At 61.2% G+C, this 15,676-nt stretch carries 9 protein-coding genes and 2 pseudogenes; 5 read left to right on the top strand and 6 right to left on the bottom strand.

Going from position 1 to position 15,676, the window contains the following annotated elements:
- The first annotated feature begins 145 nt into the window (after positions 1-145).
- The 5 genes from RI103_RS38120 (at position 146) to RI103_RS38100 (ending at position 8,541) form a co-directional block, all read left to right on the top strand.
- The gene (locus RI103_RS38120) at positions 146-823 is read left to right on the top strand and encodes a response regulator transcription factor (RefSeq protein WP_310819752.1); all 678 of its coding nucleotides are present in this window, start codon (positions 146-148) and stop codon (positions 821-823) included.
- Positions 824-982: 159 nt separating this feature from the next.
- Positions 983-2,464, top strand: a complete 1,482-nt coding sequence (locus RI103_RS38115) for an efflux transporter outer membrane subunit (protein ID WP_310819751.1) — start codon at positions 983-985, stop codon at positions 2,462-2,464.
- Positions 2,461-3,672 (top strand): efflux RND transporter periplasmic adaptor subunit, encoded by a 1,212-nt coding sequence (locus RI103_RS38110; RefSeq protein WP_310819750.1) that lies wholly within the window; start codon positions 2,461-2,463, stop codon positions 3,670-3,672. Before RI103_RS38115 ends, RI103_RS38110 begins: the two co-directional genes overlap by 4 nt.
- Positions 3,669-6,782 carry an efflux RND transporter permease subunit gene (locus RI103_RS38105; RefSeq protein WP_310819749.1) on the top strand — a complete coding sequence of 1,038 codons (3,114 nt, stop codon included), beginning with the start codon at positions 3,669-3,671 and terminating at the stop codon, positions 6,780-6,782. The genes RI103_RS38110 and RI103_RS38105 overlap by 4 nt, the downstream gene beginning before the upstream one ends.
- Positions 6,783-7,437: 655 nt before the next feature.
- Complete coding sequence (locus RI103_RS38100) at positions 7,438-8,541, top strand: hypothetical protein (protein ID WP_310819748.1); 1,104 nt, start codon at positions 7,438-7,440, stop codon at positions 8,539-8,541.
- Between the two features lie 1,025 nt (positions 8,542-9,566).
- Here the strand turns inward: RI103_RS38100 and RI103_RS38095 are convergent.
- From RI103_RS38095 to RI103_RS38070, 6 genes and pseudogenes are all read right to left on the bottom strand, one after another.
- Positions 9,567-10,201 (bottom strand): annotated as a pseudogene (locus RI103_RS38095) (LysE family translocator).
- A 336-nt stretch (positions 10,202-10,537) separates the two neighbouring features.
- Positions 10,538-11,889, bottom strand: a pseudogene (locus RI103_RS38090) (epoxide hydrolase family protein).
- A gap of 22 nt (positions 11,890-11,911) precedes the next feature.
- Positions 11,912-12,844, bottom strand: a complete 933-nt coding sequence (locus RI103_RS38085; protein ID WP_310819747.1) for an NAD(P)H-binding protein — start codon at positions 12,842-12,844, stop codon at positions 11,912-11,914.
- Positions 12,845-12,925: 81 nt separating this feature from the next.
- Positions 12,926-13,969: an alpha/beta hydrolase gene (locus tag RI103_RS38080; RefSeq protein ID WP_310819746.1), complete on the bottom strand. Its 1,044-nt coding sequence runs from the start codon at positions 13,967-13,969 to the stop codon at positions 12,926-12,928.
- A 43-nt stretch (positions 13,970-14,012) separates the two neighbouring features.
- Entirely contained in the window at positions 14,013-15,005 is a 993-nt protein-coding gene (locus RI103_RS38075; RefSeq protein ID WP_310819745.1) for a carbon-nitrogen hydrolase family protein, read from the bottom strand.
- A gap of 75 nt (positions 15,006-15,080) precedes the next feature.
- Positions 15,081-15,563, bottom strand: coding sequence for a MarR family transcriptional regulator (locus RI103_RS38070; protein WP_310819744.1), 483 nt, complete (start codon positions 15,561-15,563; stop codon positions 15,081-15,083).
- Between the last annotated feature and the right edge of the window lie 113 nt (positions 15,564-15,676).

Below are 15,676 nucleotides of genomic sequence, written 5' to 3'. Positions count from 1 at the left end.
GAGCGGGCGGCGAGCCTGTGCGAGCCGGTCATATACACTACGCTCGTACCTACGATGCACCAAAGTATGCCGCGCGAAACTGCACAGGCGTTTCGCACCAACATTAAAAAATTCTAATGTAAGCCATTATCAACCTGTTTAGCGCATGCGAATCCTGCTGGTCGAAGACGATACGCGCGCCAGCCAGTTCCTGGCGCGCGGCTTGAGCGAGAGCGGCTTCATTGTCGACACCGTGGCCGACGGTGCGACCGGGCTCGCCTATGCGCGCGAGGGCATTTACGACGTGATCGTGACCGATCGTCTCCTGCCGGCGCTCGACGGTATCGCCCTCGTGCAGCAATTGCGCGCTGGTGGCGATACCACGCCGGTGCTGATGCTGTCCGCGGTTGGCGGGCTGAACGAACGCGTGGAGGGCATCCGCGCCGGTTGCGACGATTACCTCATGAAGCCGTATGCCTTCGTCGAAGTGCTGGCGAGAATCGAGGCGCTCGCGCGGCGCGCGGATCGCAGCCGGATGAGCGAACGGCTTGAATGCGCGGATCTGGTGCTCGACACGCGGGCACGAACCGCGACGCGCGGCGGCCGCGATCTGCGCCTTCAGCATCGCGAGTTTCTGTTGCTCGAATGCCTGGCGCGCCGCGAAGGCCAGGTCGTAACGCGCAGCATGCTGCTCGAGGCGGCGTGGAACTACGATTTCGAACCGCGCGGCAATATCATCGATTTGCACGTGCATCGACTGCGGGCGAAGGTGGATCGCGATTTTCCCGTAGCGCTGATTCATACGGTGGTGGGTGCGGGTTATGTGCTGAACCCGGCACATTAGGCACCTGTGCGGGCACCTTTGGGCAACGTTGACGGCCTCGCGCAGGCCGCTCCGTCCGCATGTTGCTCTGCATAAAATTTTTTTCATTATTGGGCGAAAGCGCCGACAGGACCCGCTGACTAATCTGGCGACATTCCCATCTTGCCGGAGCGTTCTCCAATGTCTGGGCTGTCCCGTTCGGCGCCGTTCTCGCCCGTCGTCAGTCCTCGTGCGCCTCATCTGACGCTCCGCGCTGCCGTTTGCGGCACAGTCTGCGCGCTGGGTGTCGTGGCTCTGGCCGGGTGCTCGCTCGTGCCGGCCTATCAGCGGCCCAGTGCGCCGCTCGCGCAGCACTTTGACGGCTCGGCGAGTGCGCCGCTTGCCGATACCGTTCCGGTCAAAAGCGGCTGGTGGCGCGAATATCACGACCACGCTCTCGATGCGCTGATCGATCGCAGTCTGCGCAACAACTTTACGCTGGCTTCGGCGATTGCGAGCGTCGAACAGGCGCGCGGCAACGCCGAGAAAGCCGGCGCGCCGCAGTATCCGTCGCTATCGGTCGGCGCTACCTTCGACCGCGCTCACCTGGGGCGCGGCTCGACCACCAAAACCCAGAGCCTGTTTGCCGAAGCCAGTTACGAAGTCGACTTCTGGGGCTTCGACGCCGCCAACGCCAGCGCGGCAGACCTGCTCGCGCGCGCGTCTGAGTTCGATCGCGATACGGTGGCGTTGACGCTGACTGCATCGGTGGCGGACACCTATTTCCAGGTGCAGAGCCTGCGCCGCCGTCTGGCGATCGCACGGTCCATCTCCGACGATGCCGCGCACATTCTGCAGTTGTTGCTCGCGCAACAGGAGGCGGGCGTCGCGACCGAGCTGCAGGTGCAGCAGCAGCGCAATGCGCTCGCTACCTTCCAGGCGGCGGTGCCGGCGTTGCAACAGCAGCTGGACACCAACATCCATGCGCTCGCCGTGCTGGTAGGCACCGCGCCCGAGCAGTTTACGGTCAACGAAACCGCGCTCGCCGGCATCGCCATTCCGCAACCGCGTCCGGATCTGCCGGCCAGCCTGCTGGAAACGCGCCCCGATATCCGCTCGAAGGAAGCGCAGTTGCAGTCGGCCAATGAGAGCGTCGGCGCGGCGCGCGCCGCCTTCCTGCCGAACATCGTGCTGACCGCCGACGGCGGGTTCAGCAGCAAGTCCCTTTCGCATTTCCTGTCGAGCCCGTTTGCGAGCCTCGCCGCGTCGCTGGCCGCGCCGTTGTTCGACGGCGGCGCGCTGCATGGCCAGTTGCACGCAAGCCAAGCCGCCGAAGCAAAGGGCGTTGCCGATTACCGGCAGGCCGTCGTGACTGCGCTGCAGGACGTCGAGGATTCGCTCTCGGCGGCGCAACAGCAGCAGCTCGCGGAGGCCGCCGACCAGATCGCCGCCGACGCCGCCCGCAAAGCCGCCACGCTCGCGCAAGCCCAATACGAGCTCGGCACCGTCGACTTTCTGACCGTACTCGACGCCCAACGCACGCTTTACCAGTCCGAAGACACGCTGGTGCAGGCACGGCTCGCGCGCCTGCAGGCGTCGGTGAGCCTGTTTCGCGCGTTCGGCGGCGGCTTCGGCGTGACCGATAGCAGCACCGCTTCCATTTCTACGCTTTCCCGCTCATGAAACCTGCAGACCTTCCGAACCACGAGGCACCTCGCGCGCGCCGTCGCGCGCCGCTCGTGGTGGCGTGCGTTGTCCTTGTCGTGATTCTTGTCGCGTGGCAATGGCCGAGGCATCCGGCCGTGAAGCCAGCGGCTGCGGTGCCGGTCAATGCCGGCCATCCGGTGAAAAGCGACTTTCCGATTCGCGTGGCCGCCGTGGGTACGGTCCTGGCGCTCAATACCGTGGACGTCAAGGTGCGTGTGGACGGCCAGTTGCAGCGCGTAGCCTTCACTGAAGGGCAGGATGTGAAGGCAGGGCAGTTGCTCGCCCAACTCGACCAGGGCCCGCTTACGGCGCAATTGCATCAAGCGGAAGCGGCGCAACGCAAGGACCAGGCGTCGCTCGATAATGCGAGGCTCGATCTCGCGCGCTACTCGAAGCTGGTCGGCATCGGTGCGGCGACCACCCAGGCCGTGGACACCGCGAAGGCTCAAGTCGAAGCACTTGCCGCCACGGTCGCGGCAGACGCTGCGCTGGTGCAGAGCGACCGCCTGCAACTGAGCTTCACCACGCTGAGTGCGCCGTTCACCGGCCGCGTGGGTGCGCGTGAGGCCGACATCGGCGCGATCGTGCATCCCACCGACACGACCGGCATCGTCACCGTCACGCAGATGGAGCCGATCACCGTGCTGTTCTCCGTGCCGCAAGACGTGCTGCCCGAGCTGCTCGGGAATCAGGCGGCCGCGCCTTTGGCGGTGAACGTCACGACGCGTTCCGGCAGCACGGCGCTGGCCGACGGCACGCTCGTGTTCATCGACAGTACGGTCGATCCGACCACCGGTCAGATCAAACTCAAGGCCTCGTTCACCAACAAGGATCGCAAGCTGTGGCCGGGCGAGCTGGTGAATGCGCGCGTGCTGTTGCGCACCGATACGCAACGGCTCGCCGTGCCGAGCCGTGCGGTGGTGAATACGCAGAGAGGCACGCAGCTTTACGTCATCGACGCGAAGGGCACGGCGCAGATGCGTGTGGTCCAAACCGGCGTGACGGTCGACGGTATGACGGAAATTCGCAGCGGTGTCGCGTCCGCAGACCTCATTGTGTTCGATGGACAAAGCCGTTTGAACCCAGGCGTGCGTGTGGCGGCGACCACGGTGCCGACGGTGGCCGAGGCACCGGCCAACGCAAACTCCACAGGCAGCCAGACTAACCAGGACAATCCGTCATGAGCCTGATGGAACGGTTCATCAAGCGGCGCATTGCGACCAGTTTTCTTGCTATCGCGGTGCTGCTGGCCGGCACAGTGGCGTATTTTCTGCTGCCGGTCGCGCCCTTGCCGCAAGTCGATTTCCCGACCATCCAAGTTGTAGCGAAATTGCCGGGCGCGAGTGCGGAGACCATGGCGACGTCGGTAGCGACGCCGCTCGAGCGGCAACTCTCGCTGATTGCGGGCATCACGCAGATGACGTCGTCAAGCTCGCTGGGCACCACCAGCATCGCCGTGCAGTTCGATCTGTCGCGCGATATCAACGGCGCGGCGCAGGACGTGCAGACGGCGATCAACGCGGCCGGTGGCACCCTGCCGAAGAATCTGCCGAACCCGCCGACCTATGAAAAGGTCAACCCGGCCGACTTCACCCTGCTGTCACTCGCGCTGACGTCGCCGTCGCTCACGCTCACCCAGCTCGACAGCTACGCCGAAGACTATCTGGCGCAGCAGATTTCGCAGTTGCCGGGCGTGGGTCTCGTCGATTTCCACGGCCAGCAGCGCCCTGCCGTGCGTATTCAGCTCGATCCCGACAAGCTTACCGCGCGCGGCCTCACGCTGGAAGACGTGCGCTCGATCGTCGGCTTGCAGACCGTGAACGCGCCGAAGGGCAGCCTGAACGGGTCGGACCGTTCGGTGATTTTCAATGCCACCGATCAGATCACGACTGCCTCGGCGTATCGCGATCTGGTGGTCGCGTACAAGAACGGCGCGCCGATTCGTCTATCCGATCTCGGCACCGTCCTGAACGCCGCCGAAGATAACCAGCAGGCCGCGTGGCTTCAGCACGAACGCGCGATCATCCTCGATATTCACAAGCAGCCTGGCTACAACGTCGTGCAGACGATCGCCAACATCAAGGCGAAGCTGCCTGCGCTGGAAGCGACGCTGCCCGCCGCCGCGCATCTGCATGTCGTGGGCGATCGTACGCAGACCATCAATGCGTCGGTCCACGACGTGCAATTCACGCTGATGCTGACGGTCGCGCTCGTCGTGATGGTCATCTTCTCGTTTTTGCGCAACGTGTGGGCGACGATCATTCCGAGCCTGACGATTCCCTTGTCGCTGGTGGCGACATTCGGTGTGATGTATCTGCTCGGCTATAGCCTCGACAATCTGTCGCTGATGGGGCTGACCATTGCGGTGGGCTTCGTAGTGGACGATGCGATTGTGGTGATCGAAAACGTGATGCGGCATGTCGAGGAAGGTGTGCCGCGCATGAAAGCCGCGCTGCTCGGCGCGATGGAAGTGCGCTTCACTATTATCTCGATGACGATCTCGCTGATCGCCGTGTTCATTCCGATCCTGCTGATGGGCGGCATTGTCGGACGCCTGTTCCGCGAATTCGCGGTGACGGTGAGCGCGGCGATCCTGATGTCGGCGCTGGTCTCGCTGACTGCCACGCCGATGCTATGCGGCTGGCTGATCCGCCTGCCGGAGCCGGATGAAGCAGGGCGAATGCGCAAGCTTGAAGCGTGGCTCGAAAGAGGCTTTGTTGCGGTGGAGCGGCGTTACGAGCGTGGTCTCGATTGGGTGCTGAATTGGCCGAAACTGATGCTTGGCGTGACGATTGCAACGATCGTCGCGACACTGGCGTTGTTCGTCGTGATCCCGAAGGGTTTCTTTCCGCAGGAGGACTCCGGTTTGATCATGGGTGTCGCGCAGGCCGCGCCGGATATCTCCCCACGGGCGATGTCTTCGAAAATGCAGCAACTGGGCCATATCATCGAAGCCGATCCCGCAGTCGATAACGTTTACTACTGGATGGGCGCGAATCCGACCGTGAGCCAGGGTCGCGTGATGATTAACCTGAAGGCGTTCGGTCAACGCAAGGATAGCGCAGCGCAGGTGCTCAATCGTCTGAAGCCGCAGTTGGCGAAGGTGATGGGTATTTCGCTGTCGATGCAGGTTCGCCAGGATATTCAGGTCGGCGGCCGAATCAGTGCCGCTCAATATCAGTACACGCTGCAAGACCCTGATATCAACGAACTGAATCATTGGGCAGGCGTGCTGACCGACAAGCTGTCGAAGCTGCCGCAACTCGCCGATGTCACCTCTGACCAGCAAGCTGCCGCTACCAGCGCGACGCTCGTGATTGATCGCAGCACGGCCTCGCGCTTCGGCATCACCGCACAAGGCATCGACGACACGCTCTACGACGCGTTCGGCCAACGGCAGATCGCAACGCTGTTCACGCAGCTGAATCAATACCACGTCGTGGAGGAGGTCGATCCGGGCTTTCAGTTGACCACCGACGCGCTCGCGCACCTCTACGTGCGTTCGCCGCTGACGAATGAACTGGTGCCGCTCAACACGCTGGCGAAGATCGAAAACAACGTGTCGCCGATTGCGGTGAATCACCAGGGATTGTTTCCCGCTGTGACCATCTCGTTCAATCTGGCGCCGGGCCAATCGCTCGGCAATGCCGTGACGGCGATTCACCAGGTCGAAATCGCGGCAGGCAAACCCGACAGTTTGACGGGGTCGTTCCAGGGCACGGCGCAGGCGTTCCAGGCGTCACTTTCCAGCGAACCGTATCTGATCGCGGCGGCACTCGTCGTGGTGTATCTGATTCTCGGTATCCTGTACGAAAGCGCGATTCACCCACTTACCATCATTTCGACGCTGCCCTCAGCAGGAGTCGGGGCATTGCTTGCGTTGATGCTGTGCGGGCAGGATCTCTCTATCATGGGGATGATCGGTATTATCCTGCTGATCGGTATCGTGAAGAAAAACGCCATCATGATGATCGATTTCGCACTCGTGGCCGAGCGTGAACAAGGCTTATCACCGCGCGAAGCGATCCGTCAGGCATGCGTGCTGCGCTTCCGGCCGATCATGATGACGACGCTGGCCGCGTTGTTTGGCGCGTTGCCGCTCGCGCTTGGGTCTGGTGCGGGCGCGGAATTGCGTGTTCCGCTCGGCATCGCGATTGTCGGCGGCCTGATCGTTTCGCAAATGCTGACGCTCTTCACGACGCCGGTGGTGCACCTGTGGTTCGACCGTCTGTCGCATTGGCTGGCGGGGTATCGAACGAAAGATGGCACGGTCGAGTGCGAACAGGTGGGCTGAGCGCTGGCGGCACGCCTTCTTATTCTGACGGTCCGCCGCGGATCCGGCGCGGCGGACCACTCCTTCAAGCTCAATCTCCCAGGGCACCTTAGCCTGCCTTGGTAGCGGCCTGCCTGGCGAACAGTCGTTGCGCCTGCTGATAGCACTTTCCCGTTTCCTGCGCGGTTTGAATTGACGTCCCGGTCGCTTCCGCCATCAACGCGCGCGCGACGCGCTGATGTTGATCGTAAACGATAACGTGAACGTGCTGGCACTCGCCCATGTAACCAACGAAGCGCTCGTACTCGATGGTGGCACCGTCGACGCTGAATTCGAAATCGACGCCGTGGACGAAGGTGCTGTTTGTACGATGCTTTGTACCGATTGTCTAAATGGACATCCCAATCGCCCATAGAAAAATTACCGCATTCTGCCTATCGACCTCGATTCGGAGTGCTTGAGCAATACATTTTTTTAAATTCTCCGTCGCCTCAAGGGTCTCTTAAGGAAAGTTAAGAAAGTCGGAAAATATTCGCAGACGCCTGGTGGCATTTTACGCGCCGTCACTGTTCAGTCATGCGCACATGTTTCCATGTATTTCGGTTCATTACCGGCTGCCTGGCACATACCGGTGCCCCTGCCCACCCCGCCCGCCTACCTGTTTCCGGAGACGATCATGCCCAGCATTCGATCTGCTTACGCAGTAAGCCGCCTTTTTAGTCGCACCGCACTAGCGTTCACTGCCCTCTGTTTTGCGGCTGGCGGCGCCGACGCGCAAAGCGCGGCGAAGCCGTTAGTCACGCCAGGTTTTAGCCTGACTGTGTTCGCAGTGGGTTCCGGTGGGTTGATCAGCGCACCGGATTCACTGGCCGTGCTCGATGGTCACGTTTGGGTTGGCTATGCGAATAACGGCGCGCCAGATGGATCGAACGGCGCGATGAGCGTGATTGTTGAATACTCGCAAGACGGCAGTATCGTGAAGACTTATCAAGTCGCGGGACACAACGATGGCCTGAAGGTCAATCCGTACACGCGTGAGATCTGGGCGATGCAGAATGAGGATGCAAATCCAAACCTTGTCATCATCAATCCCGCGACCGGCCAGGCGTCCAAACCGTATTCATTCGGCAAGACACTGCACGGCGGTGGTTACGATGACATCGTGTTCAAGGATGGCCAGACCTACTTCAGTGCGTCCAATCCCACCCTTAACAGTAGCGGAAAGAATATGGGGCCCGCGATTGTCCGCGTTGTGCACCTCGATGCGAACACCTACACAATCGACGTTGCTCCGGTAATGCGCGGCACGTTGGATGCCAGCAACATTCCGTTTGGCACGGTAGCAACACTCACCCTGCCCGATCCGGATTCGATGACGCTGACGCCGTCAGGTGATGTACTGCTCGATGATCAGGGCGATGGTCAGCTTGTCCTGTTGCGCTCGTCGGGCGATGATCTGAACGTGCAATATCTGCCGCTTCTCGGCAACGTGCAGGTTGACGATACGGTATTCGCCACTGCGCGACGGGGCTATCTGCTCGTGTCCGATACGAAGGCGAACATCGTATACAAGATTAGTGCCAATGTCTGGCAGCGCGACGCGGCCTTCTCCGCATCAACTGGCGTGGCCGCTACGAGTAGCACGCCTGCGGTGCCGGCCTATGTCGGCCAACTTGATTTGCACAGCGGAGCGCTCCTTCCTTTGGTGACAAATTTGGGCCAGTCCGCATGGCATGGCCTTTGTACCGGCCGAAGACCAGCGGTAACGGCCGCGCATTGAATGCCGGATGGCTCGTCGCCGAAGTGCTCAACCCGGCGACGGGCGCATGGTCTGCCACAAGGAACCTGAATCAGGCGCGCTGCTTCCACGCGGCGATGCATTTGCCCAACGGGAAGGTCCTTGTCGCAGGCGGATGCGGCGCTTCAAGGTACCTGTTCTCCGCGGCACTCTGCGATTCGTCCGTCGGCACGTGGTCATTGACTGGCAGCCTTCACCATGCCGCCGTCAGCAAACCGCCACACTGCTCCCGGATGGGTGTGTGCTCGCGGCGGGAGGAGGTGGTCCTGGCTACCTGACTTCATCTGAGCTGCTCCATTGAACACGCACCATCGGCGTGGGTTTCCCGGCAATGGTTGCGGCAAAGATCTAGAAGCGGCCCATGAACGACGGCAGGTATCCAAGGTCGACCGAGGCCAGACGTTCTAGTTGGCGTGAACGTACCAGATGATCTGCGCTGAACGCTCGGGGGTGTGCCGGATGTCTCCTCATGGATGGTCAGGAGACCTTCGAACGGCTGGGATGTTGGACTGCTCGGTGACTGCTTGTGGCCGAACACGGTCCGATCCTGGAACCAGCGAAGGAAACGCCGACGAGCCAATCGTGTCAGACTGAACTCGACCCGGATCTGCCGTTCGGACTCCTCACACAGCCATGACCGCTTCCGGAGTACAACGGACGCTCGCGCCGCCGAGTCGGCCGCCAAGTTATCGGCCATTGCCGACGTTCGGCTGTCGGCATTGGTGAGGCAGCAACCAGTTGAATTCCCGACATTCGCACCTCGGCAGCGGCGAATGTCAGCAAACTATTGCATCCACCGGTTGAATCCGCCAATGCCCAGCCGCCGTTCGCGCACGCTCAACGCCTTCCATCTGGTGGCCCCTGCCGACATTCAGTCGGCTTACTGATATTCCCGCCTCTATCGCCATGAATGTCATGGCTTCACTACATGCGGATGCGTACTTTCGGCCGAAATAGCAGGACTCCCCCGCGGTATGACATTGGACAAGCGAAGGTACTGAAACTAGCTAGACACGCGACGCTAGGAGCCTGATGCCGGCAATCCCGAATACTAGGGCCAGGCATCCTTCCAGTGAGCGACGGGTCCGCACGTACATCCTGCGAGCCGAGTCCGTCGAAAACAGTATGGCGTAACCGCCGAACACCAGACATCCGATGGCCGCACAACCGGCAATTACAGCACTATGGGCTGATCCCGTGCTGTTCGACGATAGAGCAACAATTGAAACCCACACGAGGATAGCTTTCGGATTGGTGAGATGGAGCATCACTCCGCGGGAGTAGACGCTCGTCAATGTCGGTGTTCGTTCCACCTTCAGTACGGATTCAGCTGCTGTCGCAAGCGCATTGCGTCCGGATTTGAAGGCTAGCCACAAGAGATATAGACCACCAAAAATCTTGACTGCAATGATGAATTACGAATAGGCGATCAGGGCAACTGACACGCCTAGCGTCGCCACCGTCGCCCAAAACATATCGACCCCGAGATGACACCGAGTGCGAACATCAACGCCGCTTTCCGGCCGTGACTGGCCGCGATGGACATAATTGCAAGGTTGCTCGGCCCGGGACTCGCGGTGCCAACGAAATACGCTGCATAGGCAAGCAGCAGGTTTGCCGAGAAATAGGCGTTTCCAGTCATGTTTTGGTTCCGGAAGTGGAAAGTCGCCTGATTATCGGGCTTTGCCGAAACGAGCGGGAGTGGCAATATTGCTATCTTTCGAGGAATATCAGACATGCGCGCCAGTGTTCGTCGAACGAGGCGGGCGGATGGCGCCGCATGGCCGAAGCAAGTCAAACGCCCGGGCCGCCTTCATGAATGCCTCGGTCCGACCTGTTTCGTCGAAAACCCGTGTTTCGCAAGCGGACCCGGGGCCGAACCAAACGGCAGATCAATGCGAACAACATCGCATGGACCCGACCAGCACGATTACATCGAGGAGCGCTCCGGCGCATGCGCGTCGGAGCGCTTCGCACTTTAGGCGCGCAAGGGCCTTAATCCCGTGCGCACTTCGTTCGCGAAGATCATCGGTTCTTCCCATGCCGCGAAGTGCCCGCCCGATTCGGGTTTGTTGAAGTAAATCAGGTTGTGATAGGCCTTTTCGGTCCAGGTCTTCGGCGCCTGGTAGTTTTCTCTCGGAAAAGCGCTCACAACGGCAGGCACGTTGACGTCGGCCGCGAGGAAGAAATTCGCGTGCGACTCCCAATAGAAGCGCGCCGCCGAGATGCCGGTGTTGGTCAGCCAGTAAAGCGTGATGTCGTCGAGTATGTCGTCTCGCGTCAGCGCGCCTGCTGAATGACCGTTGACGGGATGACCGAGCACGGCTGCGCTCAACGCCGCCGCGGGCTGGCCGTAGCCGTCGTCGTGGTCGAGTAGCCAGGAAGCCAGCGCGACGGGCGAGTCGGCGCGTCCGTACAGCGTCTGCGGGCGCGTGCCCATTTCGAAAGCGTAACCGCGCTTCTTTTTGAAGTTGGCACTCGACTGCTCATACGAGTGCTTTTCCTCGTCCGATAAGCCGGCAGGAATCGCGTCGCCCGCGGCCAGCGACTTCAGAATCTCCGCCGGAACGCAGGCAGGGAAGTTCACATGAATGCCGATCAGTTCGGGCGGCGCCTGTTTGGCCATGATGTTCGTGACAATCCCGCCGAGATCGCCGCCCTGCGAAGCAAAGCGCTCATAGCCGAGGCGTTTCATCAATGCGACCCACGCGCGCGCGGTGCGCTCCGGTCCCCAGACCGTTGTGGTAGGTCTCGCCGAAAAGCCGTAACCGGGCAATGATGGGATCACGAGCTGAAAGGCATCCGAAGCCGGCGCGCCGTACGCAGTCGGATTGACGAGCGGATCGATGATCTTGAACTGTTCGATGACCGAGCCGGGCCAGCCGTGGGTCACGATCAACGGCATCGCATTTTCGTGCTTGGACCGCACGTGGATGAAATGGATATCGAGTCGGCCAACCTCAGTGATGATTGCGGATACGAATTCAGCCGCGCTTCGCATTTGCGCCAGTCATAGCCGGTTGCCCAATATTGCGCGAGTCCCTGAATGGTGGCGAGCTGAATGCCCTGTGATTCGTCGGGCACCGTCTCGCGATCCGGCCAGCGCGTGACCTTGATGCGGCGCTGCATGTCAACGAGCTGCGAGTCGGGGACGTAAACGCGGAACGGCCGGATCGCCGTCCTGTCACCGTTCGCGGGTTCGGTGATCTTGCCGATTGCGGGGCTCGTTTCCGCGAAGGCGAGCCGGCTCCGCGAGCCTGCCGCGAGCGCCGCGGCCGCCATACCGACAAAGTGCCGGCGCGATGAAGATTGGGGCGTGTCTTTTGACATGGGATCGGTCTCCTGCCTAGGATCAGCGCGTTGCGTTGGGCGTGAAGTCTGCGATGTGGAGTCTCACGAAGTCGTACATGCTCATGGGTTTGCGGCCCGTGAGTTCGAACAGGTCGTTCGTCATGCGGTCGTATCGTCCCTGAGCGTGCAGGTCGGCCATCGCGGCCAGATGATCGACGACGTGAGCGGGAATGCCGAGTTCGCGCAATTTGTCCGACCACGGCGCCACAGGCACATTCCGGTAACGGATGGGCCGGCCGAGCGCGTGCGAAAAGACGCGCGCGGCCTGCTCGAGATCATTTGATTCGAGGCCCGTCAGATTATAGATCCTGCCGATATGCGGCGCCGGGTCCTCGAGAATCACCGACACCGCATTCGCGACATCGACGGCGGAAATGGGCGAGGTCTTGCTGTTGCCAAGGGGCAAGGCGAGTTCGTCGTTGTCGCGCACGCCGGCTGCGCCCAGCGTCAGGAAGAAGCTCTCGAGAAACGCCGTCGGCCGAACCGTGACGACGGGCAGCCCCGACCATTGCAAGACCTGCTCGGCAAGCCAGTGCAGCTTATGCTGGGGACTGTCGGTGGTCTCCGTGATGCTCATTTCCGTGACCGTCATTTGCGACATGTTCACAATGACTTCAACTCCATGATGACGCGCCACGGCAGCAAAATTGACGGTTGCTTCGAGATACGCCGCAGAGACGGACATGCCGAAGTAGACGCGCGCGCAGCCTTCGATTGCGCGGTGCATCGAGGCGAGATCGGTCAGATCGCCCACCACGACTTCAGCGCCAAAGCGGCGCAACTCGTCGGCGCGTTCGTCTTCCTTGCGGACCAGCGCGCGGACCGTATGGCCCTTTGCGAGCAGCGTCGCGGTCACGTTGCGGCCAATACCGCCGATCGCGCCGCCTGCGCCCGTGACGAGAATGGGCCGATCGTAGACAGGTTTCGTTGTCATACCAGGTACCTCTTAAACAGAATCCGGTTTATGTATGCATATACACACTTGATTGCGAAAGTGTCCGCATACATGCGTTGATCAATCGTATGTGCGTTGCAGAAAGTCGAGCATCGTCTGCGCGACAAGCTCGGGTTGCTCCTCCTGGACAAAGTGGCCGCTGTTCTGCACTTCGACCGCGCTGAGGTTTTCCGCCTTTTGTCCGATGACTTTCTTCATCCACCCGTAGGCGGGGCCGCCCATCGCGAGAACGGGCATATCGAGCTTGCCGTAGTTCCTGTAATCGACGATGTCTTGCGGCAGCACCTGATACCAGGCGTCGCTTGCGCGAATGGCATCGACGCTGTTGTACGCGTGCTCGTAGACCGCGCGGTCGCGTGCATCGATCGCGCTTTCGTTCTTCAAAAAATAGGTGAAGATCCAGTTCTGCTCAAGCCCGAAGCGGCCGGCAAGCAACTTCTCCGGGAGTCCGTGAATCTGGTTGAACCCGAACCACCACAGGTACGGTCGCGCATTGCCAGGCTTGTCACCGACATTACCTTGCGGCAGCAGTGGAAACGTCAGAAGACTATCGTCGGGGTGGGGCAGTTCGAGCATCACGAGCCGATCTGTGGCCTGCGGATAGTTCGCCGCATAGGCGAACGCGACGGCCGAGCCGATGTCATGGCCGGCAACGCTGGCCTTGTCGTAACCGAGTGACTTCACGAGTTCGTGAATATCGACGGCCATGGTTTTCTTGTCGTAACCGTCGGCGGGCTTCGACGAAGCGCCCATGCCGCGCAGATCGACCACGATCACGGTGTAATGCCCGGCGAGCGCTGGCATGATCTTGTGGAAGGTCCACGACGTTTCGGGCCAACCGGGCAGCAACACGAGCGGCGCGCCCTTGCCGCCGACCACATAATGCAGCCTGAAGCCGCTCACGGTTGCATAGCCATTTCTGAATCCGGGCAGCGACTTCACCAGCGTACTGTCCGGGATGCCGGTCTTTGCGGCCGCGGGCTTGCGCGCATGCGTTGCGACGGGTGCCTCCGTTGCGGACGTTTGCGTGTAGCCGGGCGAGGTGGCCGCCATCAGCGCCGCAACGACGATGCTCGCGCAGCCGGTCCTGATTATTGCGTTCAAAGCAAATCCTCCTTCGATAGAGGGACAGTTCGACGTTCGCAGGTCATGCAGTCTGGGTGCGCAGATCGTCGGAGCCCTGGTCGTTGACGATCGTCGGATGCGAAGCGCGTTCGTGAACATGCGCGGTCGGCGTACGGTCGATCATCAGACTCAGCAATTCGGGGCGGTTGTAGTGGCCGGCCGAGTCCATCAGCATCTTGCGGCGGTCGATTTGCGTGAAGTCGAGATCGACGATCACTTCGCCTTCACCCGAGCGAAGCGGCTCGGCCATCAGCATGCCGTCAGGCGCGACGATCGTGGTGAAGCAGCCGCCCGAGATCGGACCGATTCCACAACCGGTATCTTTCATGATTTGCGCCTGCTGGTCCGCGTCCAGCCACGCCGTTGCATTGACGACGAACGCGCCGGATTCGAGCGCATGCTGGCGGATGTTGATTTCCATGCGCTGGGGAAAGCCCTCGCCAAAGGCGGAACCCGGGTACATCGCCGAATGGATCTGCTCGCCGTCGGCGATCATCGCGTAGCGGGCGAGCGGGTTGTTGTGCTCGAAGCATGCGAGCTGGCCGATACGGCCGACTGCGCTGTCGACTGCACGCAAGCCCGAGCCATCTCCCTGGCCCCAGATCATGCGTTCGAAATGCGTCGGCGTGATCTTGCGGCGGCGCTGGATCAGCGTACCGTCGGCATCGAAGAGCAATTGCGTGTTGTACAGCGTGCCGCCATCGCGCTCATTGACGCCAATGGACACGACCATGCCGGCCTTTCGCGCGGCTTCGCCGATCGCGTCGGTGGCAGCGGACGGCACAGTGACAGCCTGTTCGAGCAGGCGCAGATGTTCGGTGCCCGACAGAAGCTCGATGCCCGTCTGGACGGCCGCAAAGTAAGGGTAATAAGGCACGACCGTTTCGGGGAAGGTGGCGAACTGCACGCCTTTCTGGCCGAGTTCGTGGATCTTCTGCACGACCTTGGTGACGGTTGCTTCACGGCTATAGAGCACCGGGCTGAACTGGACGGCGGCGGCTTTGACGACTTTCATGACAAACTCCTTGACGAGAGGGGAGGGGTACCAGACGTTGGTCAATCTTGCATATGCAACATCGACCGAAAAACTTCAGACCATGCGCAGCGGCAATTTGCGTGCGATATTCATGAGCTCATGGGCGCCGCTTTCGCCGAGGAGGCGCGTCGCGTGGCTCTGTGCAGCCGACCACGCGCTCGCGGCGTTTTTGAGCAGCGCGTTGCCTTCGTGCGTGAGCGAGAGAGGGCGGCTTCGACCATCGCTTGCCGGGGCGCCCTCGGCAACCCAGCCCTGCGCGATCAGCGGCTGCAGATTCCTTGTCAGCGTCGAGCGCTCGTGATGATTCCGTCGGCCCAGATCTGAGCGGCTAATAGGCCCGAACTCCGCGATCAGCACGAGCAATGAGAACTGCGGCGCCACGATGCCGAACGGACGCAACGCATCGTCATAAACGGAAGTCATGACGCGGGCGATCTGCCGGGTGCGCGTCAGCAGACAATTGCGCGCGATCTGGCTGCTCAGCGGTTCATCCGCGGGGCGGTCCAGTTCAACGGTTGCGTTCGACTCGTGTTGCATATGCACTACCTCGGTAAGCCCAGTTTTTGCGGTGCGGTGTTTTGCTCGCGATGGGCGCATTTGAGCGGATGAACGTATCCCGCTTGTGTCCGAAAACCGGTTATGCGTAAGCG

Origin of the sequence: Paraburkholderia sp. FT54 (assembly GCF_031585635.1) — a bacterium.
In the GTDB taxonomy this organism is placed as follows: Bacteria; Pseudomonadota; Gammaproteobacteria; order Burkholderiales; family Burkholderiaceae; genus Paraburkholderia.
The sequence above is the reverse complement of the archived record's forward strand: the minus strand, read 5'-3'. Positions and strand labels throughout refer to the sequence as shown.

What these genes read in the sequence shown, in the direction of transcription:
- RI103_RS38120 (WP_310819752.1), top strand. Translation starts at nt 146, where the DNA reads ATGCGAATCCTGCTGGTCGAAGACGATACGCGCGCCAGCCAGTTCCTG.
- RI103_RS38115 (WP_310819751.1), top strand. Translation starts at nt 983, where the DNA reads ATGTCTGGGCTGTCCCGTTCGGCGCCGTTCTCGCCCGTCGTCAGTCCT.
- RI103_RS38110 (WP_310819750.1), top strand. Translation starts at nt 2,461, where the DNA reads ATGAAACCTGCAGACCTTCCGAACCACGAGGCACCTCGCGCGCGCCGT.
- RI103_RS38105 (WP_310819749.1), top strand. Translation starts at nt 3,669, where the DNA reads ATGAGCCTGATGGAACGGTTCATCAAGCGGCGCATTGCGACCAGTTTT.
- RI103_RS38100 (WP_310819748.1), top strand. Translation starts at nt 7,438, where the DNA reads ATGCCCAGCATTCGATCTGCTTACGCAGTAAGCCGCCTTTTTAGTCGC.
- RI103_RS38085 (WP_310819747.1), bottom strand. Translation starts at nt 12,844, where the DNA reads ATGACAACGAAACCTGTCTACGATCGGCCCATTCTCGTCACGGGCGCA.
- RI103_RS38075 (WP_310819745.1), bottom strand. Translation starts at nt 15,005, where the DNA reads ATGAAAGTCGTCAAAGCCGCCGCCGTCCAGTTCAGCCCGGTGCTCTAT.
- RI103_RS38070 (WP_310819744.1), bottom strand. Translation starts at nt 15,563, where the DNA reads ATGCAACACGAGTCGAACGCAACCGTTGAACTGGACCGCCCCGCGGAT.